22 protein-coding genes and 2 pseudogenes are annotated in these 21,531 nt (G+C 74.4%); 11 read left to right on the top strand and 13 right to left on the bottom strand.

The genetic code is table 11. The features are described 5' to 3' along the window. Positions 1–49: 49 nt before the first annotated feature. Positions 50–1,522 carry a sigma-70 family RNA polymerase sigma factor gene (locus tag DSM104299_RS24000; protein WP_272474198.1) on the bottom strand — a complete coding sequence of 491 codons (1,473 nt, stop codon included), beginning with the start codon at positions 1,520–1,522 and terminating at the stop codon, positions 50–52. A 235-nt stretch (positions 1,523–1,757) separates the two neighbouring features. Here DSM104299_RS24000 and DSM104299_RS23995 point away from each other — a divergent pair, with 235 nt between their 5' ends. The 3 genes and pseudogenes from DSM104299_RS23995 to DSM104299_RS23985 all read left to right on the top strand — a co-directional run bounded on the left by DSM104299_RS23995 (position 1,758) and on the right by DSM104299_RS23985 (position 4,303). Continuing rightward, on the top strand, positions 1,758–2,939 hold the full coding sequence (locus tag DSM104299_RS23995) for an acetyl-CoA C-acyltransferase (protein WP_272474197.1): 1,182 nt from the start codon (positions 1,758–1,760) through the stop codon (positions 2,937–2,939). 141 nt (positions 2,940–3,080) lie between these two features. Beyond that, a pseudogene (locus DSM104299_RS29610) lies at positions 3,081–3,404 on the top strand (SCP2 sterol-binding domain-containing protein); the annotation flags it as partial. A 461-nt stretch (positions 3,405–3,865) separates the two neighbouring features. Beyond that, entirely contained in the window at positions 3,866–4,303 is a 438-nt protein-coding gene (locus DSM104299_RS23985; protein ID WP_272474195.1) for a hypothetical protein, read from the top strand. Here DSM104299_RS23985 and DSM104299_RS23980 read toward each other — a convergent pair. From DSM104299_RS23980 to DSM104299_RS23970, 3 genes are read right to left on the bottom strand one after another with little or no spacing between them, the layout of a single operon-like run. Continuing rightward, positions 4,293–5,291, bottom strand: a complete 999-nt coding sequence (locus DSM104299_RS23980) for an NAD-dependent epimerase/dehydratase family protein (protein ID WP_272474194.1) — start codon at positions 5,289–5,291, stop codon at positions 4,293–4,295. The two genes, DSM104299_RS23985 and DSM104299_RS23980, sit on opposite strands and share 11 nt — an antisense overlap. 42 nt (positions 5,292–5,333) lie before the next feature. Continuing rightward, positions 5,334–6,008 carry a pyridoxamine 5'-phosphate oxidase family protein gene (locus tag DSM104299_RS23975; RefSeq protein WP_272474193.1) on the bottom strand — a complete coding sequence of 225 codons (675 nt, stop codon included), beginning with the start codon at positions 6,006–6,008 and terminating at the stop codon, positions 5,334–5,336. A 45-nt stretch (positions 6,009–6,053) separates the two neighbouring features. After that, positions 6,054–6,701 carry an NUDIX hydrolase gene (locus tag DSM104299_RS23970; protein ID WP_272474192.1) on the bottom strand — a complete coding sequence of 216 codons (648 nt, stop codon included), beginning with the start codon at positions 6,699–6,701 and terminating at the stop codon, positions 6,054–6,056. Positions 6,702–6,746: 45 nt separating this feature from the next. Between DSM104299_RS23970 and DSM104299_RS23965 the strand changes: the two genes are divergently transcribed. After that, the gene (locus DSM104299_RS23965) at positions 6,747–6,929 is read left to right on the top strand and encodes a rubredoxin (RefSeq protein ID WP_027005696.1); all 183 of its coding nucleotides are present in this window, start codon (positions 6,747–6,749) and stop codon (positions 6,927–6,929) included. 3 nt (positions 6,930–6,932) lie between these two features. On the opposite strand, the gene DSM104299_RS23960 is transcribed toward DSM104299_RS23965, so the two are convergent. From DSM104299_RS23960 to bioA, 5 genes are all read right to left on the bottom strand, one after another. Beyond that, the gene (locus tag DSM104299_RS23960) at positions 6,933–7,733 is read right to left on the bottom strand and encodes a L,D-transpeptidase (RefSeq protein WP_272474191.1); all 801 of its coding nucleotides are present in this window, start codon (positions 7,731–7,733) and stop codon (positions 6,933–6,935) included. Beyond that, entirely contained in the window at positions 7,730–8,437 is a 708-nt protein-coding gene (locus DSM104299_RS23955) for a ferritin-like domain-containing protein (RefSeq protein WP_272474190.1), read from the bottom strand. Before DSM104299_RS23955 ends, DSM104299_RS23960 begins: the two co-directional genes overlap by 4 nt. Beyond that, on the bottom strand, positions 8,427–9,008 hold the full coding sequence (locus DSM104299_RS23950; RefSeq protein ID WP_272474189.1) for a ferritin-like domain-containing protein: 582 nt from the start codon (positions 9,006–9,008) through the stop codon (positions 8,427–8,429). Before DSM104299_RS23950 ends, DSM104299_RS23955 begins: the two co-directional genes overlap by 11 nt. After that, the gene (locus tag DSM104299_RS23945) at positions 8,998–9,966 is read right to left on the bottom strand and encodes a hypothetical protein (RefSeq protein ID WP_272474188.1); all 969 of its coding nucleotides are present in this window, start codon (positions 9,964–9,966) and stop codon (positions 8,998–9,000) included. The genes DSM104299_RS23950 and DSM104299_RS23945 overlap by 11 nt, the downstream gene beginning before the upstream one ends. A gap of 181 nt (positions 9,967–10,147) precedes the next feature. Beyond that, positions 10,148–11,464 carry an adenosylmethionine--8-amino-7-oxononanoate transaminase gene (gene bioA, locus DSM104299_RS23940; RefSeq protein ID WP_272474187.1) on the bottom strand — a complete coding sequence of 439 codons (1,317 nt, stop codon included), beginning with the start codon at positions 11,462–11,464 and terminating at the stop codon, positions 10,148–10,150. A 49-nt stretch (positions 11,465–11,513) separates the two neighbouring features. Between bioA and DSM104299_RS23935 the strand changes: the two genes are divergently transcribed. From DSM104299_RS23935 to DSM104299_RS23920, 4 genes and pseudogenes are all read left to right on the top strand, one after another. Continuing rightward, a complete protein-coding gene (locus DSM104299_RS23935; protein WP_272474186.1) occupies positions 11,514–13,031 on the top strand; it encodes a spermidine synthase in 1,518 nt (505 codons plus the stop codon). Between the two features lie 51 nt (positions 13,032–13,082). Continuing rightward, a pseudogene (locus DSM104299_RS23930) lies at positions 13,083–14,177 on the top strand (low temperature requirement protein A); the annotation flags it as partial. A 36-nt stretch (positions 14,178–14,213) separates the two neighbouring features. Further along, on the top strand, positions 14,214–15,710 hold the full coding sequence (locus DSM104299_RS23925) for a DHA2 family efflux MFS transporter permease subunit (RefSeq protein WP_272474185.1): 1,497 nt from the start codon (positions 14,214–14,216) through the stop codon (positions 15,708–15,710). Continuing rightward, entirely contained in the window at positions 15,711–16,160 is a 450-nt protein-coding gene (locus DSM104299_RS23920) for a MarR family winged helix-turn-helix transcriptional regulator (RefSeq protein WP_272474184.1), read from the top strand. Positions 16,161–16,183: 23 nt separating this feature from the next. On the opposite strand, the gene DSM104299_RS23915 is transcribed toward DSM104299_RS23920, so the two are convergent. From DSM104299_RS23915 to bioB, 4 genes are all read right to left on the bottom strand, one after another. After that, positions 16,184–16,597, bottom strand: a complete 414-nt coding sequence (locus DSM104299_RS23915) for a VOC family protein (RefSeq protein ID WP_272474183.1) — start codon at positions 16,595–16,597, stop codon at positions 16,184–16,186. After that, entirely contained in the window at positions 16,594–17,274 is a 681-nt protein-coding gene (bioD, locus tag DSM104299_RS23910; protein WP_272474182.1) for a dethiobiotin synthase, read from the bottom strand. The genes DSM104299_RS23915 and bioD overlap by 4 nt, the downstream gene beginning before the upstream one ends. An 11-nt stretch (positions 17,275–17,285) precedes the next feature. After that, positions 17,286–18,509, bottom strand: coding sequence for an 8-amino-7-oxononanoate synthase (gene bioF / locus DSM104299_RS23905; RefSeq protein ID WP_432419789.1), 1,224 nt, complete (start codon positions 18,507–18,509; stop codon positions 17,286–17,288). A 73-nt stretch (positions 18,510–18,582) separates the two neighbouring features. Beyond that, on the bottom strand, positions 18,583–19,791 hold the full coding sequence (bioB, locus tag DSM104299_RS23900; protein WP_272474180.1) for a biotin synthase BioB: 1,209 nt from the start codon (positions 19,789–19,791) through the stop codon (positions 18,583–18,585). A 134-nt stretch (positions 19,792–19,925) separates the two neighbouring features. Here bioB and DSM104299_RS23895 point away from each other — a divergent pair, with 134 nt between their 5' ends. The 3 genes from DSM104299_RS23895 to DSM104299_RS23885 all read left to right on the top strand — a co-directional run bounded on the left by DSM104299_RS23895 (position 19,926) and on the right by DSM104299_RS23885 (position 21,531). Then, positions 19,926–20,309 carry a response regulator gene (locus tag DSM104299_RS23895; protein ID WP_272474179.1) on the top strand — a complete coding sequence of 128 codons (384 nt, stop codon included), beginning with the start codon at positions 19,926–19,928 and terminating at the stop codon, positions 20,307–20,309. A 157-nt stretch (positions 20,310–20,466) separates the two neighbouring features. After that, on the top strand, positions 20,467–20,811 hold the full coding sequence (locus DSM104299_RS23890) for a hypothetical protein (RefSeq protein WP_272474178.1): 345 nt from the start codon (positions 20,467–20,469) through the stop codon (positions 20,809–20,811). 30 nt (positions 20,812–20,841) lie between these two features. Continuing rightward, positions 20,842–21,531: a GNAT family N-acetyltransferase gene (locus DSM104299_RS23885; RefSeq protein ID WP_272474177.1), complete on the top strand. Its 690-nt coding sequence runs from the start codon at positions 20,842–20,844 to the stop codon at positions 21,529–21,531.

The following is a 21,531-nucleotide window of genomic DNA, read 5'->3' as shown; positions in this document are numbered from 1 at the left end:
CGCGGCCCGGGAGGGCCGCTGGTCGGAGGACGTCGGGCCGGGGCGGCGCTCAGCCGGCGGGCGGCGGCGTCGCCGACGCGCCCTGCGCCATCGGCGCCGTGGGCGTCTGGGAGACGGTGCCGGCCGGCGGGCTCGAGCCCGGCGTGGCGGAGGCCGACGGGGTGCTCGTCGCGGGCGAGGTCGAGCCCGTGGAGGAGGACGGCGTCGTCCCCGGCGCCGCCTCGGCCGTCCCGCTCGGCGCCGTGCTGGCCGCGCCGCTCGACGTGCCGTCGCCGGCCGTCGCGGTGCCCGAGCCGCCCGGGTCGGTCGTGGTTGCGCCCGTCGTCGGGTCCGGCGCGGTGTCGTCGGGCGCGACGACGCCGCCGGTGGTCGTCTCGACCTTCGGCGCGTCGGTGCCCGCCGAGGCGATCGGACCCGCCACGTCCTCGCGCAGCTTGGTGACGTGCGGCGCGCGCGAGGCGCCGTGCTCGGTCGCCGCTGCGGCGGCCTGCGTCGGTGCCAGCCCGTGCCGCGCGGGCGCGAGCTCCGTGCGGCGCTGCGTCGCCGGGAGCGCGGCAGCGGCCGGGACCGCGACGCGCTTGACGTGCGCCTGAGTTGCGATCGCCCCCCGATGCTGCGGGTGCGACGCGACGCGCTGCTCGACCTTCGCGGCGCCGCCGCCGACGACCGCCGCGGCCGCCACGACGGCCACGACCTTCGTCGCGACGCCGGCGCTCGCGGCACCCGCGGCGCCGCCACCGCCGACGGCCACCGCGCCCCCGCCGGCCGCCGCGCCCGATCCCGCGCCGCCGATCCCCAAGATCTTCATCACCGTCGTCAGCGGCCCCGACGGGAACGCCAGGCCGTTGAGCGACTTCTCCACGCCGCGCAGCGCGCCGCGGTACTCCCGACAGCCCGCGCACTCGCGCAGGTGCCGGCGCGTGCGGCCGGTCGCGCGCACGCCGCGGTCCAGCGCCGACGCGATGTCGTCGCGGATCTCCGCGCACGCGGTGTCGCGCGCCTCGATCGCCTCGACCAGCCCGACGCGCGCGCGAACCAGGAGCGACTTGATCGCCGGCACCGTCACGCCCAGCGCGGCGGCGAGGTCGTTGTAGGACAGGCCCTCCATCTCCCGCATCAGCAGCGCGCTGCGCTGCTGCTCGGGCAGCGCCCGGACGTCGGCGATCAGGCGCCGGAGGTCCTCGCGCCGCTCGGCCTCGTCGAGGAGGTCGGTCGACACGCCGCGGTTGATGTCGAAGATGTCCTCGGGCGCCGGCGCCGGGCGGCGCAGCTGGTCGATGCAGCGGTTGTGCGCGACGCGGTACAGCCAGGCCCGCAGCGCGAGCTCGCGGCGGTCGGCCCGCAGCGAGTTGTACGCGCGCAGGAACACGTCCTGCAGCACGTCCTCGGCGTCGGACTGCGAGCCGCCGAGCATCTGACGCGCGTAGGCGAACAGGCGCGGCCGGTAGCGGTCGTGGATCGTCCCGAACGCCTCGTCGTGGCCCGCGCGGAACAGCGCGACGAGCTGATCGTCGGTGCGCAATCGCAGGAGCGGACCCGCGAGCGACACACGACCGAGGCCGACGGGATGGGATAGCGCTGAAGCTTCCACAGTAGTTGTCCTCCGGGCACTCTAACGAGGGTGGCGACGGAAGGTTGTGTGATTCCTCAGAGTCTCCTCATGAACTGCGCGACGTCGTGACGAACGCCGACGCCCTCTCAACGGATGCCGGTCTAGTCTTCCGCGTCTGACCACCGGGCTTTGAGAGGAACGCAGCTTGACCAACGTCGTCATCACCTCCGCCGCGCGCACCGCGATCGGCTCCTACGGCAAGTCGCTCGCGGGCGTCGCGCCGACCGATCTGGGCGCGACGGCCGCGAAGGCCGCGATCGAGCGCGCCGGCATCGCCCCGGAGCAGATCGAGCACGTCGTGTTCGGCAACGTCATCCACACCGAGACCGCGGACGCCTACATGGCGCGCGTCGTCGGCATGAAGGCCGGGGTGCCGAAGGAGACGCCCGCCTTCACCGTCAACCGCCTGTGCGGGACGGGCGTCCAGGCGCTGGTCAGCGCGTGCCAGGCGATCCAGACCGGTGAGGCGTCGGTGACGCTCGCGGGCGGCGCCGAGTCGATGAGCCGCGCGCCGATGTGGCTGTCGGACGGTCGCTGGGGCTCGAAGATGGGCGCGGCGCCGATCGTCGACCCCGTCCAGGGCGCGCTCACCGACCCGTTCCACGACATCAAGATGGGCGTGACCGCCGAGAACCTGGCCGAGCGCATGGGCATCTCGCGCGAGGAGCAGGACGTGTTCGCGGTCGAGTCGCACCGGCGCGCGAGCGCCGCCCAGGGCGCGGGCAAGTTCGACGACGAGGTCGTCCCGGTCGGCGTGAAGGTCAAGCGCGAGCTCGTCGACTTCCTCAAGGACGAGCACATCCGCCACGAGGCCGACCAGGCCGGGATGGCGAAGCTGCCGACGATCTTCAAGAAGGACGGCGGCACGGTGACGGCGGGCAACGCGTCGGGCATGAACGACGCCGGCGCCGCGCTCGTGCTGATGAGCGACGCGAAGGCGGCCGAGCTCGGCGCGCCGGTTCGCGCGCGCGTGCTCGCGTACGCGTCGTGCGGCGTCGACCCCGAGATCATGGGCATCGGGCCCGTGCCGGCGGTCCGCACGGCGCTCGACCGCGCGGGCGTGGCGCTCGACGACATCGGCGTCATCGAGCTCAACGAGGCGTTCGCGGCCCAGGCCCTGGCCGTCATCAAGGACCTCGATCTCGACCCGGCGAAGGTCAACCCGAACGGCGGCGCGATCGCGCTGGGCCATCCGATCGCCGCGACGGGCGCCGCGATCACGACGAAGTGCCTGTCGGAGATGGATCGCGGTGGCCACCAGTACGGGCTCGTGACGCTGTGCATCGGCGGTGGGCAGGGCATCGCGATGCTGCTGGGCAAGGAGTAGGCGCCGGGCGCGCGGTCGCGCCGCCGTCGCCGATCGAGCGGCGTGCGGCGCGACCTCGGCGCCGATGCGCGGGGCCGCGCGCGAGAGCCGGCCCGGCACGTGCCGCCGGGCGATCAGCAGGGCCGGTAGCCTCCGCGGCCCATGGCGCACTTCGAGACCGACGCCGAGGTCTACGACCAGCTCGGCGGCATCCTGAACAACCTGGTGTACAACAGCGCTCGTCGCGAGCAGCTGCGCCAGGCCGATGCGGTCGTGCAGTTCGCGTTCCGCCAGCCGGACGCGACCGTGACGCTCGACGTTCGCGCCAACAAGACCCCGCGCATCGAGCTGGGCGCGACGAAGCTCCGCGCTGACGTCGTGCTGGCCATGGACGCCGACACCGGCCGCGCGCTGCTGACCGGCGAGCTCTCGCCGACCGTCGCCCTCGCCCGCGGCGACGTCCGCACCAAGGGCCCCGTCGCGAAGGTCCTGCGCCTCGTGCCCGCCACCGTCGGCGCCCACGAGGTCGAGGCCGACATCGACCCCGAGCCCGAGCCCACGCCGGCCCCGCCGGCCGAGGCCGTCGCGACGACCGAGGTCGCCGAGTCCACCGAGCCCGCTCCGGCCGGCGACGCCGGCGAGCCGGCAGCCGAGGCCACCGACGCCCCGGCGGCCGAGGTCGAGGCGCCGGCGGCGGAGGCTGCACCGGCCGCCGAGGAGACTCCGGCCGCTGAGGAGACTCTGGCGGCGGAGGCTGCGCCGGTCGCCGAGGAGGCGCCGGCCGCTGAGGCTGCGCCCGCCGCTGAGGCAGAGGCCGCTTCGGCCGAGGGGGCGCCGCCCGCCGAGGCTGACGCTGCGCCGGCGGAGGCCGAGGAGGCTGCGCCGGTCGATCCGCCCGTCGAGGCTGAGGCGCCTGCGGAGGCTGAAGAGAAGTAGGGCCCGCGCGCATGGTGCGCGCGGATGGCGGGAAGTCGCAGGGCATGAAGCTTCTCGTGCTCGCCACCGATCCCGTGGATGCGGACGATCTCCGCGGCGCGTTGCCCGACGATGCGCTGGACGGTGCGGAGGTGCTGGTGGTCTCGCCGGCGGTGAACGAGTCGCCGGTCGCGTTCTGGGTCTCGGATTCCGATCAGGCGATCGCCGACGCCGAGTCGACCGCGCGGCAGACGGCCGACGCGCTGTCGGCCGAAGGCGCCCGCGCCCGCGCGCAGGTCGGCGAGAGCGATCCGCTGCTCGCCCTCCGGGACGCGCTCACCACCTTCCACGCCGACCGCGTCCTGATCTTCGCCCGCGGCGACGAGGACACGCAGCGCTACCGCGAGGACGACGTCCTCGGCGAGGCCGAGCGCCGCTTCGGCGTCCCGGTCACCGACGTCACGCGCTGAGGTCCGGCCGCGCCGCCGCGACCGTCGCGCGCAGCGTCGACGGCGCGTCCCACTTCGGCTTCCACCCCAACAACCGTCGGGCGCGGCCGGTGTCCATCAGCGTTGGGCGGCGCACGGCCTCGATCCACGTCACCTCGTCGGGGACCAGCGGCAGCCGCGAGACGACCTCGGCGGTCGCGTCGACCGCCAGGTCGGGCACCGGCACCGAGTAGTACCCCAACTCGCGCGCCAGGTCCGACATGGTGATCACGCCGTCGCCGGCCAGGTTGTAGGCGCCGGGCTCGCCGCGGCCCAGCACGCCGGCGCGCAACGCCGAAGCAACATCATCATGATGGACGAGCTGGAACGGCACACCCGGATCGGGCAACACCGGCTTCAGGATCGGCACGACGTCGAACAGCGCCCGCACCGCCCCCGGCAGCCGGCCGCCCACCCGCACGTAAGGGATCTGGTTGACCAGCAGCGGCGCCGTCGGGCCCGCGACGATGCACGGCCGGAAGATGTAGGCCTCGACGTCGCTGTCGTCGAGCACCGAGCTCAGCAGCCCCTCGACCTGCGCCTTGTGGTGCGAGTAGGGCATGTTGTCGTTGCCGTTGGCCGGGTCGTCCTCGACGATCGGCCGATCCAGCGCCGGGAACCCGTAGGCGGCCACCGACGACGCGTACACCAACCGCCGCACACCGGCCGCGACCGTCGCCTCGAAGACGTTGCGCGAGCCCTCCAAGTTGATGTGCTCGCTCTCGTGCGACCCGGCGACGATGATGAACGCCAGGTGGACGACGACGTCGGCGCCCACGCACAGCGACTCGACCGACGCCCGATCCAGCACGTCGCCCTGGCGGTACTCCACCTTCTTCCACCCCATGTCGGCCGGGTCGAACGGCCGCCGGGCCATGCCGACGATCCGCGCCACCTCGCGCGACCGGTCCAGGGCGGACACGAACGGCTTGCCGATCTCGCCCGTCGGGCCGGTGACGGCGACGGTCAACCCGAGCCGAGGCCCGGAGCCCCGCGTCGCGCGCGCCACGCCTCAGGCGTCCAGCACCGCGTGAGGGACGACGCGCCAGCCGTCCGGACCGCCCAGCAGGTCGCCGTGCACGCGCGGGCCGCGGCCCTCGGCGTGGCCCGCGTCGGTCGCGTGCAGGCACGCCGGACCGGCATCGACCGGCATCCCCAACGGGACCCGCGGCAGCCGCAGCACCCCGCCGCGCGGATCCGGGTGGACCTCCAGCCGCGCCGCGAACGGGAACCCGTCCGGGCCGACGCAGGCCAGCAGCGCGCAGTCGAGCTCGTCGAGGCGGTGGTCCCACAGCCCGTGCCCGCCGGTCGGCGCGGCGTGCCCGACCTCCGGCTCCTCGTTGTGGCCGGAGCGCACCTCTTCCAGGTGCGCGTCGAACAGCCGCGGCTCCACGTCGGGCCCGTCGCCGTCCCACGCGTACACGCGCTCGGGCCGCACGTGCAGCGTCCCGTGCTCGTAGGCCGTGCCCTGGACCAGGACCGTCGGCCCGTCGCCGGCGAACAGCAGCGCGACGTGCGGGTCGCCGACCCCGTCGCCGTCGCGGACCGCGATGCACGGCCCGCCCTCGCGGTAGCTCGGGCTCACCGACCGGGCCACCGGCCGGCCGAGCTCGTCCAGCGTCACCAGCTCGGCGACGGAGCAGCGTGCGAACACATCGCGCAGATCGGCGGGCAGCGTGGCGGTCATGGACCGACAGTACGCCTGCGGCCCACCCCGCGCCAAGGGGTTCGGTCAGGGGGTCGCCGGGACTTCGTCGTAGCCCGGCTCGCCGGGCAGCAGGATGCGCGCCTGCTCACCGCCCATGACGACCCGCGGCTCGACTGCGACGACCTCGCGGCCGCGCGCGAACGCGAGCAGCTCCGCCGCGCTGGCGAACGCCGACAGCTGCTCCAGGTGCTTGATCGTCGGGAAGACCAACAACAACTCGCCGGCCCGGTGCGCGGCCAGCGCGGCGTCCGGCGTGAACCACCCGAAGGCCACGCACTCGGCGCCGTCGACCCGTGGCTCGGCGCCTTCCGGCGCGGGCGCCAGGAAGAAGTGCGTGTCGAACCGGACCTTGACCTGCGGCGGCGTGATCCACTGCGAGAAGCGCACGAGCGACGTCGGGTCGACGCCGCCGATCGCGGCCTCCTCCTCCAGCTCGCGGACCGCTGCGGCCCGGTGGGCGTCCTCGCCCGTGCCCTCGCCCGCGTCGACCGCGCCGCCCGGGAAGACCCACGCGCCGCCCATGAAGCGCGCCGCGGGATTGCGCTGCACGAGCAGCACCTCGAGCGACTCCGCGCCGCCGCGCAGGACGATCACCGTCGCTGCCTGGCGCGGCACCGTCACCGCGTCGCCGTCGTTGAGCTCTTCTCCCGGGCCCGGCCGATCAACGTCCACGCGCAAGACACTACTGGCGACCCGGCCAGTACCGTTCCGTCCGACATGAGCGAGAGCGCGACCGTGCAGAAGTGGATCTGCGAGTCCTGCGGGTTCATCTATGACCCCGCCGACGGCGACCCCGACGGCGGGATCCCGCCCGGAACCGCGTTCGAGGACATCCCGGACACCTGGTTCTGTCCCGTGTGCGGCGCGCGCAAGCGCGACTTCGTGGCCTACGAGGACTGATCCTCAGCTGATCGTCAGCGGCGTGCCCGGCGCCATCAGGCGCGCCAGCACCGAGATGTCGCGGTTGCGCATCCGGATGCAGCCGTGGGAGACCCGGCCGGGGACGAGCCCGGGTCGGTCGGTCCCGTGGATGCCGATGTAGCCGCCGCCGGGCCAGTCGGTCAGCGTCGCCGAGCGCGCGCTCGTGCCGAAGGCGACCGGCCCGTAGAACGCGCTGCGGTAGCGGCGCAGGACGTTGCGGACGACGAACCGCCCCGCCGGGGTCGGCGCCGCCGCCGTCCCGACCCCGACCGGCGCCCGGAACATGACGCGGCCGCCGCGCAGCAGCGTCGCGGTCAGCGCGCCGCGGTCGACGACCAGCCGCGTCGCCGCCGTCCCGTAGGCGCCGAGCGCGGCGCGCGGCACCCAGCCGGTCCGCCCGTTGGGCAGCGCCGGCAGTCGCACGCGCACCCACAGCCGACCGGTCGCATCGCGCCGCCGTGCGAGCGGTTGGACGATGTTGGTGGTCTTCTCGGGCGTCAGCGCGGCGACGGTCGCGACGCGCGCGGCGGTCGTGCGCGGTCCGGCGCGGGCGACCGTGCTCCGGCGGACGGCGACCCACAGCGCGCCGCCGCGCGCGCCCGGCACCGCGCGGCCGACCGGCAGCCCGCCCGCGGTGGGCGCCGGCAGGCCGAGCGCCGCGTCGGCGCCATGGCCCGCGCGCGGCGCCGGCGAGGTCGACGCCCGCGTCGCGTGGTTCGCCACGGCCGCGCCGAGCACCGCGATCGCCACCGCGACGGCGCCGGCCGCGGCCGCCCGCGTCATCCCGTGAACTTCGGCCGGCGCCGGCTCGTCGTGCGCACGACGAAGTGCGTCTTGTCGACGATCGCGAGCGTCGCCCGCCGCGACCGCGGCTCGTCGAACGCGTCGGGCGCCGGGACGACGCCGGCCAGGCGGCGGATCCACGCGGCGTGGCGCGCCTCGACGCTGGCGATTGCCAGCGCGGAGGCCAGGTACGGGCGCGAGCGCACGCGCGGCGCCTGCGCCGAGTACGCGGCGACCGCGAGGTCCTCGAACGCGACGGCCGTCTTGCGGAACTGCTCGTCGTCCTCGGTCGCGCCGCCGAAGTCGAAGCGCGGCCGCGCGACCGCGTGCCGGCCCAGGACCTCCCGGAACGCCTTGACGTGCGCGCGCTCGTGCCCGCCGACGACGCGGGCCTGGTGGCCGAGCGCGCCCTTGACCGCGTCGAGGCGCTCGACCTCGGAGTAGAACGCGGCCTGGAGGTACTCCAGCGTCAACGCGTAGTTGAGGATGTTGCGATCCTGGCGGCGGTCCGCGGCGCCGGACGCGGCGCCCAGCGCCGTCGCCGGACCGGCGAGCGCGGCGACCAGCCCGGCGCCGCCGACCGTCGCGAGCCGCAGCGCCTGGCCGCGGGTCACGGCGGCGCCGGCCGGGTCGAGCGCGCAGAGCGCCTCGCCGATGGCGCCGTCGCGGTCCAGGTTGCCGAGCGTCAGCGGGTCAGCGGACATAGCCGCTGCCCTCCAGCGTCTTGCGGACGGTCGCGGCCGAGAGCGTCGGCTCGACCGGGTCGGGCGCCGGGTCCAGGCCGGCGAGGTCGCGGATCCACGCGGCGTGGCGGGACTCGACCGTGGCGATGCGCGCCGCGGCGGCCAGCGCGGCGGGCGTCAGGTTCGCGGCCTGGGTGAAGTACGCCTTGACCGCGAGGTCCTCGAGGCGCAGCGCGCTGCGCGCGAAGCGCTCCGGGTCCGCGGTGTCGTCGCCGAAGTCCAGCCGCGGCGCCGCGCCGGCCTGCGCGCCGAGCGCCGCCCGCAGGTGCCGGACGTGCGCGGCCTCCTGCGCCCCGACCGTGCGGGCATAGACGAGCAGCTCGCCCTGCAGGCGCGCGCGGCGCAGCGCCTCGGCGTAGAACCCCGCCTGGATCTCCTCGAGCAGCAGCGCGAAGGCCAGGACCCGCCGGTCGAGCTGCGCGGACGGCGCCGAGTCGGCGAGCTCGGGCGGCCAGGCGGCGACCAGCGCGCCGCCGGCGACCGCTCCGGCACCGGCGGCCAGCAGCCCCCGGCGCGTGACGTCAGTGGTCATCGGTCTCCTGTCGGGTGGCGGCGAGGTCGGGAAGCTCGAGCGGCGGGGCCTCGGGTTGGGCCCAGACGAAGCGTGCGGCGTACCAGCCGCGGCCGGGCCGGACCCGCTCCCACCCGGCCGCGCCCAGGGCGTCGACGAGCCGGCGGACCTCGGCGAGCAGCTCCTCGTCGCCGGCCTCGATGCCCCAGCCCGGCCGGACGTGCGTGTCGCTGCGGCCGAGCTCGACCGGCCGGCGGCGGCCCGGCGCGAAGGCCAGGGCGCGGAAGTCGCCGCGCACGACGCCGTAGTGGCGGGAGATCTCGCACCGCCAGAGCGCCTCGGTGCCGGTCGGCCACGGGACGCGCCGGAAGCGCTCGGCGGGCGTCGGGATGGCGGGCGCTGCCGTGCCGCCGGGCGCGGGTGCAGACCGCGGCGGTGCGGGTGCCGGAGTGGGCGCGCGCGCCGTCGCCGGCGCCCGCGTCGGTGGCGGTCCCGCCGGGCGCGCGGCGGGCCGCGGCGCCGGCTCGCGGCGCTCGCGGCGTGAGACCTCCGCGCGCCGCGCCTGAGGCTGGGGGTCGGCGCGGGCGCGCGGAGGTGTGGGACGGGGGACGCTGACCCCCGCGGTGGCGAACGCGGGACGCGGGGCCGCGGCCTCGGGCGCAGCCGCCGACGGCTGGGCGCGGCGGCGGCGCAGCCGGACCCCGACGAGCGCGCCGATCGCCAGCGCCAGGGCGGCGATCACGATCGTCAGCGCCAGCGGCGTCCCGCCGCCGTCGTCGCCGTCGCCGGCGCCCGTCGACCCCGGGCGCACCCGCGCCGGCGCGGGCCGCGCGCTGCTCGGCGGCAGCGAGACCTCCGGCGTCGTCTCGCCCGGCTGCAGCGGATACGCGTTCCACAGCGCCTCGGGCGCGGCGCCGGTGGTGGTCGTCGTGGTCGCCGCCGGCGCAATCCCCGGCGTGGCGGCGACCGCGACGAGCATCACGACGGCGCAAGCGCGACGAGGCGCCCGGCAGACGACAGGGATGCGAACGAGGCAGCGCATGGCGAGATCGACCCTCCTCGCGAAACGAAGCGGGGCCGAAGTCCAACACTGCTCAAACTACCCAGTTCTCAGCAATGCATGGAGAAAATGGCGGTTCGATGCGCCAGGTTCCCCACCGTCAAGCGGTACAGACCGATTCCGGAACCGCGACGCCCGTCGCCGCCGCGATGGCCTCGGTGGTGATCGCGACCAGCCGCCGCAGCTCGTCGGCGCCGATCGACAGCGGCGGCATCAGGACGATGACGTCGCCCAGCGGACGGACGATCGCGCCGCGCTCGCGGGCCGCCAGGGTCACCTGGTGGCCCATGCGCGCCTCGACCGGGAAGTCCACCAGCTCGATGCCGACCATGAACCCGCGCCGGCGGATCTCGCGCACCGAGGCCAGCGGCGCGACCGACTCCTCCAACAACGTCTCGAGGAGCTCGAGCTTCGGCGCCAGCGCGCCGAGCGTGTCCTCGGCCTCGAACACCTCGAGCGTCGCGATCGCGGCCGCGCAGGCCAGCGGGTTGCCCGTGTAGGTGTGACCGTGGAAGAACGTGCGGAACTCCTCGAAGCGCCCGAGGAAGCCCGCGAAGATCCGCTCGGTCGCCAGCGTCGCGGCCAGCGGCAGGTAGCCGCCGGTGAGCCCCTTGGCGACGCTCATCAGGTCCGGCACCACGCCCTCCTGCTCGCAGGCGAACATCGTGCCGGTGCGCCCGAACCCCGTCGCGACCTCGTCGCAGATCATCAGGACGCCGTACTTGTCGCACAACTCGCGGACCGCGCGCAGGTAGCCCTCCGGGTGCATGATCATGCCCGCGGCGCCCTGGACCAGCGGCTCCATGATCAACGCGGCGACCGTGTCGCCAGACTCCCGGAGCACGCGCTCCAGCCCATCGACGTCGCCGGGGCTGACCCGGATCCCGTCGAACAGCATCGGCCGGAACATCGAGTGGAACAGGTCGATGCCGCCGACCGACACGCTGCCGATCGTGTCCCCGTGGTAGCTCATGTCCAAGTACACGAACTTGGTCCGCTGCTCCTCGCCGCGGATCTTCCACCACTGGAACGCCATCTTCAGCGCGATCTCGTTGGCGGTCGAGCCGTTGTCGGAGTAGAAGACGCGCGTCAGCTCGCGGTCCCCGCGCGGGGCGACCGCCAGGAGCCGCGACGCGAGCTCGATCGCGCCCGGATGCGACAGCCCCAACATGGTCGAGTGCGCGACGCGGTCGACCTGCGCCTTGACCGCCGCGTCGATCGCCGGGTGCCGGTGGCCGTGCACCGTGCACCACAGCGACGAGACCCCGTCGAGGTACGCCACGCCGTCGGTGTCCCAGAGCGTGCAGCCCTCGCCGCGCTCGATGATCGGCGCGTCCTCCGCGCTCCAGCCCTGCTGCTGGGTGAACGGGTGCCACAGGACGTCGCGGTCGGCGGCACGGAGCTCGGCGGTCGTCATGGCCCGAACCGTATGCCCCGCGACGGACGCCACCGCGTACCCTGACGCCGTGCAGGAACGTCGTTCCGTCGCCCTCGTCGCCGCCGTCGTGGGCGCGGCGTCGCTGGGAGCAGAGATCGCCGCCGCGCGGCTGCTGGCGCCCTGGTTCGGGGCGTCGACGATCGTGTGGGCCAACACGATCGCGACCGTCCTCGTGGCGCTGAGCGGCGGCTACTACGTCGGCGGCCGGCTCGCCGATCGCGACCCGACGTTCGCCGGCCTCTGCCGCCTCGTCCTCGTCGCGGCCGGGCTGATGGCCGCCGTCCCGTTCGTCGCGGGCCCGTTCCTGCGCGTCAGCGTGGACGCGCTGGACTCCGTCCAGGCCGGCGCGTTCGTCGGCTCGCTCGTCGCCGTCCTGGTCCTGATCGCCGCGCCGGTCCTCGTCCTCGGCTGCGTGGCGCCCTACGCGGTCCGCCTGAGCGTCGGCACGCTCGACGAGGCCGGCCGCGTCGCCGGCCGCCTCTACGCGATCTCGACGCTGGGCTCGCTGGCCGGCGTCTTCCTCAGCGCGCTCGTCCTGATCCCGTTCGTCGGCACGCGCCGCACGTTCCTGGCCTTCGCGCTCGCGCTCGGCCTCGCCGCCGCGCTCGGGCTGCGCAAGCGCATGCCGGCGCTCGCGACGGCGATCCCCGTGGCCATCGCACTGCTGATCGCGCTGCCGACCGGGACCGTGAAGGCCACGACCGACGGCCGCGTGATCTGGGAGGGGGAGACCGACTACCAGTACGCGCGCGTCGTCGAGCGTCCCGACGGCGAACGCCAGCTCGAGCTCAACGAGGGCCTGGCCGTCCACTCGACCTACACGCCCGGTGCGTACCTGACCGGCAACTACTGGGACCAGCCGCTGGTCCTGCCGTTCGCCGCGCGCCCCGCCGCGCCGCCGCGGTCGATCGCGATCCTGGGCAGCGCGGCCGGGACCGTCGCCCGCGCCTACGGGCACTTCTTCCCGGCGACGCGGATCGACGCGGTGGAGATCGACCCCAAGCTGACCGAGGTCGGGCGCGAGCTGTTCGACCTCCACGCGCCCAACCTCCACACCCACGCCGCCGACGCGCGACCGTGGCTGCGGTCGACGTCGCGGCGCTTCGACGTCATCTACGTCGATGCCTACCGCCAGCCCTACATCCCGTTCTACCTCGCCACCGAGGAGTTCTTCGCGCTGGCGAAGCGGCGCCTCAACCCCGGCGGCCAGGTCATCGTCAACGTCGGCCACCCGGAGGGCTCGCGGCGCCTCGAGCAGGTGCTGTCGGCCACCATGCGCTCCGTGTTCGGTCACGTGGCGCGCGATCCCAGCGAGGACGTCAACACGCAGCTGGTCGCGGCCGACGTCCCGGTGAGCGGCGCCAACATCGACGCGGCGGTGCGCGGCGGCGTGATCCCGCCCGCGCTGCGCGGCATCGCCGGCGACGCCGCGCGCCGGACCGCGCCCGGGCTGGGCGGCGGGCGCGTCTACACCGACGACGTCGCGCCGGTCGAGTGGCTGATCGACGCCTCGATCGTGCAGGTCGCCGCGGACGGCGAGCGGTGAGCGCCCGCGCCGCCCGCGCCGCCCGCGCCGCCCGCGCCGCGCGTCACGACGCTCGAGCTGTTCTTCGACCTCGTCTTCGTCTTCACCGTCACGCAGCTGAGCGCGGTCCTGGCCCACGACCTCACGTGGGACGGCCTGCTGCACGTCGCGCTCATGTTGGGGTTCATCTGGTTCATGTACGGCGGCTACGCGTGGCTGACCAACGCCATCGACTTGAACGACCCCGTCAACCGCGGGCTTCTGCTCGCCGGCATGTGCGGGTACTTCGTGATCGCGCTCGCGGTCCCGCACGCGTTCGACGGCGCCGGCCTGGCGTTCGGCGTCGGCTACCTGGTCGTCGCCGGGGTCCATACGTTCCTGTTCGTCCACAGCGCGCCGGGCCTGGCACCGCAGGCGATCCTGCGACTGGCGCCCGGCAACCTCGGCAACGCGGCGGTCGTGCTGGTCGGCGGCGCGCTGGGCGGCCACGCGCAGGTGTGGCTGTGGACGGTGGGCCTGATCGCGCTGTGGACGCTGCCCAAGCTCATCGGCAACCAGGACTTCGCGGTCGCGCCGGCGCACTTCGTCGACCGCCACGGGCTGGTCGTCATCGTCGCGATCGGAGAGTCGGTCGTCGCGATCGGCATCGGCGCGGCGGACCTGGCCGTCGACGCGGAGCTGATCGTCGTCGCCGTGCTCGGGCTGTTGCTCAGCGCGACGCTGTGGTGGACGTACTTCGGCGGCGACGACGCGCGGGCCGAGCAGGCGCTGAGCGCGATGCCCGTGCGCCGGCGCGCGATCGCCGCGCTGGACGGCTACGGCTTCGCCCACCTGGCGCTGCTGCTGGGGATCGTGTGCGTCGCGGTCGGGCTGAAGAAGGCGACGGGCCACGGCTACGACGCGCTGGCGGGCGCCCAAGCGCTGGTCCTCGCCGGCGGCGTGGCGCTGTTCCTCGCGGGCGACGTCTGGTTCCGCCGCGTGCTGCGGATCGGGACCGGGCCGGCGCGCGGGGTGGGGGCGATCGTCGCGCTGGCGACGATCCCGCTGGGGACCGAGGTCGCGGCGATCGCGCAGGTCGCGGCGCTCGTCGTGGTCGTCGGCGTGGCGTCCAACGCGCGGGCGCCGGCGTCCATCGCCGGACGCGTGACTCAAGCCAGAGCATCTTGACGCCGAAACATTTGGCAACTAACTTTTAGGTGCCAAATGAACTTCTCTTCCTCGTCGCTCCCCATCTCCCCGCGCATCGAGCCCCACGTCTGGCGGATCGCCATCGTGGTCATCCTCGGCGCGATCATGTCGGTCCTCGACACGACGATCGTCAACGTCGCGCTTGACGACCTCTCGATCGACCTGCACAGCTCGCTGGACTCGATCCAGTGGGTCGTGACCGGCTACCTGCTCGCCCTCGCCGCCGTGATCCCCGTCACCGGCTGGGCCGCGCGTCGCTTCGGGTCGCGTCGCCTGTACCTGGTGGCCCTGGTCGCCTTCACCCTCGGCTCGGCGCTGTGCGGCCTGGCGTGGTCGACGGGCTCGCTCGTCGCGTTCCGCGTCATCCAGGGCGTCGGCGGCGGCATGCTGATGCCGATCGGCCAGATGATCCTCGTCAAGGCCGCCGGGCCGCGCAACCTCCCGCGCGTCATGGCCGCGATCGGCGTCCCGATCATCCTCGCGCCGGTCTTCGGCCCGACGATCGGCGGCCTGCTGCTCGAGCACGCCGGGTGGCAGTGGATCTTCCTGGTCAACGTCCCGATCGGCGCGATCGCGCTGGTCACCGCGCTGCGCCTGCTGCCGCGCGACCAGCCTGAGGAGGCCGGCTCGCTGGACCTCATCGGCCTGGTGCTCGTCGCGACTGGCCTGGTCGGCGTGACCTACGGGCTGGCCGAGAGCGGCAGCGCCGGCTCGCTGACCGACGCCTCCGTGCTGGTCCCCGCGCTGGCCGGCGTGGCGCTGATCGTGGCGTTCGTGCTGCGGGCGCTGCGCATCCCGGCGCCGCTGCTGGACATGCGCCTGTACAAGGACAAGGCCTTCGCGGCAGCGTCGCTGACGACGTTCTGCCTCGGCGCCGCGCTGTTCGGCGCGATGATCCTGATGCCGCTGTACTTCCAGACCGTCCGCGGCGAGGACGCCGTGACGACCGGCCTGCTGCTGATGCCGCAAGGCATCGGCGCGGCGATCGCGATGCGCCTGAGCGCCGTGGCCACCGAGCGCTGGGGAGGCGGGCTGACCGCGCTGATGGGCGGGATGGTGACCGTCGTCGCGACCGTGCCGTTCGTGCTGATCTCGGGTGGGACGTCGTACTGGCTGATCGGCGCCGCGATGGTCTTCCGCGGCTTCGGCATCGGCATGTCGATGATGCCGTCGATGACCGCCGCGTTCGCGGTCCTGCGGCCCGACCAGATCAACCACGCGACGCCGCAGCTCAACGTGCTGCAGCGCGTCGGTGGGTCCGTCGGCACCGCCATCCTGTCGGTCGTGCTGTCCAACCACCTGTCGGCCGCGGCCACCGCCGCGGGTAGTCACCCGTCGGTCGACGCGGCCGCCGGCGCCTTCGGCGACACCTACGTCTGGGTGCTCGGCGTGACCGCGTTCGCGCTGCTGCCGACAGCGCTGCTGGCGCTCGTCGAGCGCGCGGCGCGCGTCGTCGGCCACGAGCCGGCGGTCGGCCCGGCCGCCGAGCTCGAGCTGGAGGCGGCGGCGTAGATGTCGGCCGCCTCGACCACCGCGGCCAGCGAGGCCGTCCGCCTGGCGTTCGTCGAGATGCTGGGCGCCGAGCGCCGGCTGCGCGCCCGCGACCAGAAGTGCGGTCCGGGCGAGCTGACCCACGGCCAGATCCGGGCGCTCTTCACCATCGACGTCAAGGGCGAGGCCACGGCGGGCGAGCTGGCCAAGGCGGCCGAGCTGTCACCGGCCTCGGTCTCGACCATGCTGGACCACCTGGAGCGCGACGGGATCGTCGAGCGGCGCCGATCGGAGAGCGACCGCCGCGTCGTCGTCGTGTCGCTGACCGGCGAGGGGCGCGAGCTCCTCGAGCACAGGCGCGCCGAATGGCGCACCCGCTGGCGGGAGGCGCTGGCCGACGTGTCGGACGAGCACCTGGCGGTCGCCGCCGACGTGATGCACCGCATGGCGGGGATCCTGGACGAGTTGTAGGGGTCGGTGGCCCGCGCGCCGCGCTACGGCTGCTCGGCGTAGGAGATGAACTCCAGGAGGCTGCCGTCCGGGTCCCGGAAGTACACCGAGAACCCTGGGCCGCCCGCGCCGTTGCGCGGCACGGGGCCCTGTTCGACCGCGATGCCGTGCTCCTGGAGGTGCTGGATCGCCTGCTCGGCGGTGCCGGGCCAGACGAGGCAGAGGTCGGCCATGCCGGGCTGTGCCGGGATGCGCGCGACGGGGTCGGGTGCCATGCCCGGGCCGTGGACGTTGAAGTTGATGTCGCCGAAGCGGTAGCGCCAGCGGGTCGGCGGCGGCTCGGTCAGCTCGACGAGGTCGGCGCCGCAGACGTCGCGGTAGAACGCGTTGGAGCGGGCCCAGTCCGACACGGCGATGACGACGTGGTCGAGCGTGATGCCGTCGCTCCGATGGCTCATCCCAGCCAGAGATCGTAGGGGAGGGTCGCGCCCGCGCGAGCCAGTTGGGCGACGGCGAAGCCGGGCAGCGGGGCGAGCGTCGCGACGTCGACGTCGCCCAGCACCGCGATCGTGTTGACGTTGGAGCGCTGCATCGGCGTCGGCTCCTCCGGCCATGGCGTGACGACGACGCCGGCGACGTGCAGGCCCACCGCGCGCGCGGCTTCCAGGGTCGACAACGTGTGGTTGATCGTGCCCAGCCCGGGTCGGGCGACGACGACCACGGGCAGGTCCAGCGCGACCGCGAGGTCGCGGATGAGGTAGCCGTCGAGCGTCAGCGGGACCAGCAGGCCGCCGACGCCTTCGGCGATCAGCGTCCGCCCGGCCGCGGTGCGCCGCGCGGTCTCGACCAAGGTGGTGGGGTCGATCGCGACCTCGTCCAGCTCGGCGGCCAGATGCGGCGAGACGGCGGGGCCGAAGGTGTAGGGCGCGACCGCGTGCGGCTCCATGCCCGCGCAGGCGGCGAGCAGGTCGTGGTCGCGCGGCTTGCCGTCGGCGGGCTCCTCGTCGGTCCCGGTGACGACCGGCTTGAACGCGCCGACGGGCACGCCGTCGGCCGCGAGCGCCGCGGTCAGCGCCGCCGCGACGACCGTCTTGCCGATCTCCGTGTCGGTCCCGGTGACGAACAGCCCGCGCACGCCGACCGACGCTACGCCGCCGCCGCGGTCGCGTCCTCGCCCGGCGTCGCCAGCGGCGCGGAGAGGCGCTCGTCCGGGTGGCCGGCGGGCTGCGCGGCGGCCAGCGGGACGCCGGCGCCGGGGCGGAAGCCTGCCTGGAGCGCGGCGCGGCCCAGCGTCCGGGCCGCCGCGCGCAGCTCGTCGCGCGTGTGGGTCGCCATCAGCGCCAGGCGCAGTCGCGACGTGCCGGCCGGGACGGTCGGCGGGCGGATCGCCTGCGCGAAGACCCCGGCCTCGATCGCCTTCTCGCAGACCGTCATCGCCAGCGCGGGATCGCCGACGACCAGCGGCACGATCTGCGTCGAGGAGCCGGCGACCTCGAAGCCCTCGCGCGCCAGCTCGTCGCGCATGATCCCGGCGTTGGCCTGGAGCTTGTCCACCATCTCGGGGTGCTCCTGCAGCACGTCCAGCGCGGCCAGCGCGCCGGCCACCGCCGGCGGCGGCAGCGCCGTGGAGAAGATCAGCGACCGCGCGGTGTTCGTCAGGTAGTCGCGCATCGCCGTGCTGCACGCCGCGAACGCGCCGTAGGCCCCGAGGGCCTTGCCCATCGTGCCGACGACGACGTCGACCTCGCCGTCCAGCCCCGCCTCGGCGACCGCGCCGCGCCCGCCGGGTCCGAGGCAGCCGGTGCCGTGTGCCTCGTCGACCACCGTGCGCAGCCCGTGGCGGCGCGCGAGCTCGACGAGCTCCTCGAGCGGCGCGACGTCGCCGTCCATCGAGAACACCGAGTCGGTGACGATCAGCCCCGGCCGGCCGCGGTGCTGCTTCAGGCCCCAGGCCAGGTGCTCGACGTCGCAGTGGTCGTAGACGAACGTGTCGGCGCGCGCCAGGCGGCAGCCGTCGATGAGCGACGCGTGGTTGAGCTCGTCGCTGAACACCACGGCGCCGTCGCCGGCGAGCTTCGCGACGCTGCTGACCACGCCGAGGTTCGCCAGGTAGCCGGAGCCGAACAGCACCGCCGACTCGGTCCCCTTGAACGCCGCCAGCGCCTCCTCCAGCCGGCGGTGCACGGTCATCGTCCCGGACACCAGCCGCGACGCGCCGGCGCCCGCGCCCCAGCGCATCGCCGCGTCGGCCGCGGCCTCACGGACGCGCGGGTGATCCGCGAGCCCCAGGTAGTTGTTGGAGCACAGCAGGAGCACGGGCCGGCCGTCCAGCACCACGCGCGAGCCCTGCGGCCCGGACACGTGGCGCATCCGCCGGTAGAGGCCGGACTCCCGCAAATCCTCCAGGCGGGCTTCGATGTCGCTCACGATCGTCGGCGCGCGCTCAGTGCCCGAACGGCATGCCGGACAGCTGCGCCGGCTCGGCCGCCTCCTCGGCGCCGGGCCAGCGGTTCGGCGCCCCGTCGGGCCGTGGCGGCACCTTGTTCTTCTTGGCGTAGCGCAGCTGCGCCGCCGGATCCCACGTCGTGATCTTGATCCCGGCCGCCTCGGCCTGGCCCGCGTTGTCGAGGTAGTCCTCGACGACGTTCGACGTCTCGCCGTCCAGCCAGCCCGAGCGGTTGTCCGGCCGCGGGTTGGCGCCGTTGTCGGCGTAGCGGTTGATGTTCAGCCCGAGGTCGGTGAACATCGCGCGGTCGTCGGCGGGATCGGCGTTCAGCGTCGTCAGGAAGTTGCCCATCATCACGCCGTTGAGCCCGGCCTTGACGGCCAGCGGCTGCAGCTCGCCGAGGTTCTCGACGCGGCCGCCGCACAGCCGGAACAGCGCCGCCGGCAGCACCAGCCGGAAGATCGCGATCCACTTCACGACCTCCCACGGATCCATGTAGTCGCGGTCGCCGAACTTGGTGCCCGGCCGCGGGTTCAGCAGGTTGATCGGGACCGACGTGGGGTTGATCTTGGACAGCTCGAACGCCATCTCGACGCGCTGCTCACGCGACTCGCCGAGGTTCAGGATCCCGCCCACGCAGGTCTCCAGCCCCGCCTCCTCGACCGCCTGGATCGTGCGCAGCCGGCCCTCGTAGCGGACCGTCGAGGAGACCTCGGGGTAGTAGGACTCCGCGGTCTCGACGTTGTGGTGCACGCGCTGGATGCCCGCGGCCTTCAGCGACTTGGCGCGGTCGACGGACATGTGCCCGACCGACGCGCAGCGCTTCAAGTTCGTGTTCTCGGCCACCAGCCGCGCGCCTTCGAGCACCTTCTCGAAGTCGCGCTTGGACAGCCCCTGGCCTTGGGTGACCATGCAGAACCGGTGCGCGCCGGCCGCCTCGGCGGCCTTGGCGTGCTCGAGGATCTGCTCGGGCTCCATCATCGCGTGCATCGGCGTCTCGGCCTCCGCGAACCGCGACTGCGCGCAGAACCCGCAGTCCTCGGCGCAGCCGCCGGACTTCGCGTTGACCAGCGAGCACATGTCGGTGCTGTCGCCGAACTGCTCCTGGCGCGCCGCCCACGCGCGCTCGACCAGGGCCAGGATCGCGTCGTGATCTTCGATCTCGCCGAGGCGGACGGCTTCTTGGCGGGTGATCAGCGGCGGCATGCCCGGCACAGTAGGCAGCGCTCCGGACGGTCCCGGGTCCTCCGATCGGACGTCGACCTGGACCATCGTCTACCCGCCGATCATCAGAAGTGGGGATGGCGGAACGTCGCTCACCAACCGATGATGTGCACTACGTGGCTGCCGCCGACGACCCCATCCGCGTGCTGCTCTGCGATGACGCGGAGGGCTTCCGCGCGCTGATGCGGATCTCGCTGGCCGAGGACCCGGCGATCGAGATCGTCGGGGAGGCCGCCGACGGCGAGGCCGGGGTCGAGGCGACCGCCGAGCTCCAGCCCGACGTCGTCCTCCTGGACATGTCGATGCCCCGGATGGGCGGCCTGCAGGCGATCCCGAAGATGCGCCGCCGCGCGCCGCGCACGTCGATCATCGGCCTGTCGAGCCTGTCGGCCGCGCGCATGGCCGCGCCGTCGAAGCAGATCGGCGCCCACGCCTACCTCGAGAAGGGCACCGAGCTGGCGCAGATCCGGGCGGCGATCCACGCCGCCGCCGAGCGCTGAGCCGCTCTCACGAAGCCCTCACGATCGGAGGCGCCGTTCCTGGGTACGGAACGGTGCATGCCCCAGCATCCGCATCGCCCTGGCCGCCGCGGCGACGACGCTCGCGGTCGCCGCGCCAGCCGCCTCGGCCGCGACCAACCCGTATACGCCGGTCGGCGTGTGCGGCGGCGCGTTCCACGTCATCGACCACCACGACCTGCGCGGCCCCAAGGGCGGCCTGCTCGGCACGACGTACCTGCTCTGGGACGGCGGGTCGAAGCGCAACTGCGCCGTGACGATCAAGCGGCGCGCGGTCGGCGTGCCGACGTTCGTCGAGGCGAGCCTGGCCGCCCAGAAGCCCGGCGGCCTCTACAAGGCCGACAACTCGCTGGACTACCAGTACTACGCCGGCCCGGTGTACGCGAAGGCGCCCAGGACGTGCGTGATCTTCGGCGGCCGGATGAACGACGCCCAGGGCAACGGCGACTCGTGGATCACGCCCTGGCCGACGCACTGCAAGTAGTGGCGCGCTCGCGTCGCTAGCGTCTCGGGCGTGGACGACGCAGAGCTCGCCAGGCGGTCGATCCTCGGCTTCGGGGAGATGGTCGCGACGCTCGGCGGCGACGGGGCGGTCCGCCGCCCGGACGCCGTCGGCGCCGTGGTCGGCTTCGCCGCCGACAACCACTGGCTCGACGCCGCGGTCGTGCCGGCCGACGCGCCGCCGCCGGCGGCCGACGACGCCGGCCTGCCCCATTGCCTGTGGACCGTCGCCGACGCGGTGCCGGGCCGGCGCGAGGAGCCCCGGATCGCGATGCCGTGCCTGGGGCTCGCGCTCGACCGGCGCGCGCCGGTCGCCTCGGTGGAGGTCGACCAGCCGTCGCTCTCCGAGCTGGGCGAGATCAACGACCGCGCCTACGGCCAGGTCGAGCAGCTGGCGCCGCTGGTCCGGGCGCTGCGCGACGACCGCCTCGTCACGCACGGCCTGCGGGCCGACGGCGCGTTCGCGTGCGTCGCGCTGACGCTGCGGATCGGAGACGACATCAGCATCCAGTACGTCGCGACCGAGCAGCGCTTCCGCCGCCAAGGCCTCGCCAGCCGGCTGCTGACCGCGGTGATGGCGCGGGCGCTCGCGACCGGCGCGACGAGCGCGACGCTCCAGGCCAGCCCGGACGGGCTGCCGGTCTACGAGCGGCTCGGCTTCCGGCGCGTGGCGACGCTCAAGGCGTTCCTGCGGGCGGCGTAG

Origin of the sequence: Baekduia alba, assembly GCF_028416635.1 — a bacterium.
Taxonomy (GTDB): domain Bacteria; phylum Actinomycetota; class Thermoleophilia; order Solirubrobacterales; family Solirubrobacteraceae; genus Baekduia; species Baekduia alba.
Note: the sequence above shows the minus strand (reverse complement) of the source record. Positions and strands in the feature narration are given on the sequence as shown.

What these genes read in the sequence shown, in the direction of transcription:
- DSM104299_RS23985 (WP_272474195.1), top strand. Translation starts at nt 3,866, where the DNA reads ATGGTGCGCGCGGATGGCGGGAAGTCGCAGGGCATGAAGCTTCTCGTG.
- DSM104299_RS23975 (WP_272474193.1), bottom strand. Translation starts at nt 6,008, where the DNA reads ATGACCGCCACGCTGCCCGCCGATCTGCGCGATGTGTTCGCACGCTGC.
- DSM104299_RS23965 (WP_027005696.1), top strand. Translation starts at nt 6,747, where the DNA reads ATGAGCGAGAGCGCGACCGTGCAGAAGTGGATCTGCGAGTCCTGCGGG.
- DSM104299_RS23960 (WP_272474191.1), bottom strand. Translation starts at nt 7,733, where the DNA reads ATGACGCGGGCGGCCGCGGCCGGCGCCGTCGCGGTGGCGATCGCGGTG.
- DSM104299_RS23955 (WP_272474190.1), bottom strand. Translation starts at nt 8,437, where the DNA reads ATGTCCGCTGACCCGCTGACGCTCGGCAACCTGGACCGCGACGGCGCC.
- DSM104299_RS23950 (WP_272474189.1), bottom strand. Translation starts at nt 9,008, where the DNA reads ATGACCACTGACGTCACGCGCCGGGGGCTGCTGGCCGCCGGTGCCGGA.
- DSM104299_RS23945 (WP_272474188.1), bottom strand. Translation starts at nt 9,966, where the DNA reads ATGCTCGTCGCGGTCGCCGCCACGCCGGGGATTGCGCCGGCGGCGACC.
- bioA (WP_272474187.1), bottom strand. Translation starts at nt 11,464, where the DNA reads ATGACGACCGCCGAGCTCCGTGCCGCCGACCGCGACGTCCTGTGGCAC.
- DSM104299_RS23925 (WP_272474185.1), top strand. Translation starts at nt 14,214, where the DNA reads ATGAACTTCTCTTCCTCGTCGCTCCCCATCTCCCCGCGCATCGAGCCC.
- DSM104299_RS23920 (WP_272474184.1), top strand. Translation starts at nt 15,711, where the DNA reads ATGTCGGCCGCCTCGACCACCGCGGCCAGCGAGGCCGTCCGCCTGGCG.
- DSM104299_RS23915 (WP_272474183.1), bottom strand. Translation starts at nt 16,597, where the DNA reads ATGAGCCATCGGAGCGACGGCATCACGCTCGACCACGTCGTCATCGCC.
- bioF (WP_432419789.1), bottom strand. Translation starts at nt 18,509, where the DNA reads ATGCGCCACGTGTCCGGGCCGCAGGGCTCGCGCGTGGTGCTGGACGGC.
- bioB (WP_272474180.1), bottom strand. Translation starts at nt 19,791, where the DNA reads ATGCCGCCGCTGATCACCCGCCAAGAAGCCGTCCGCCTCGGCGAGATC.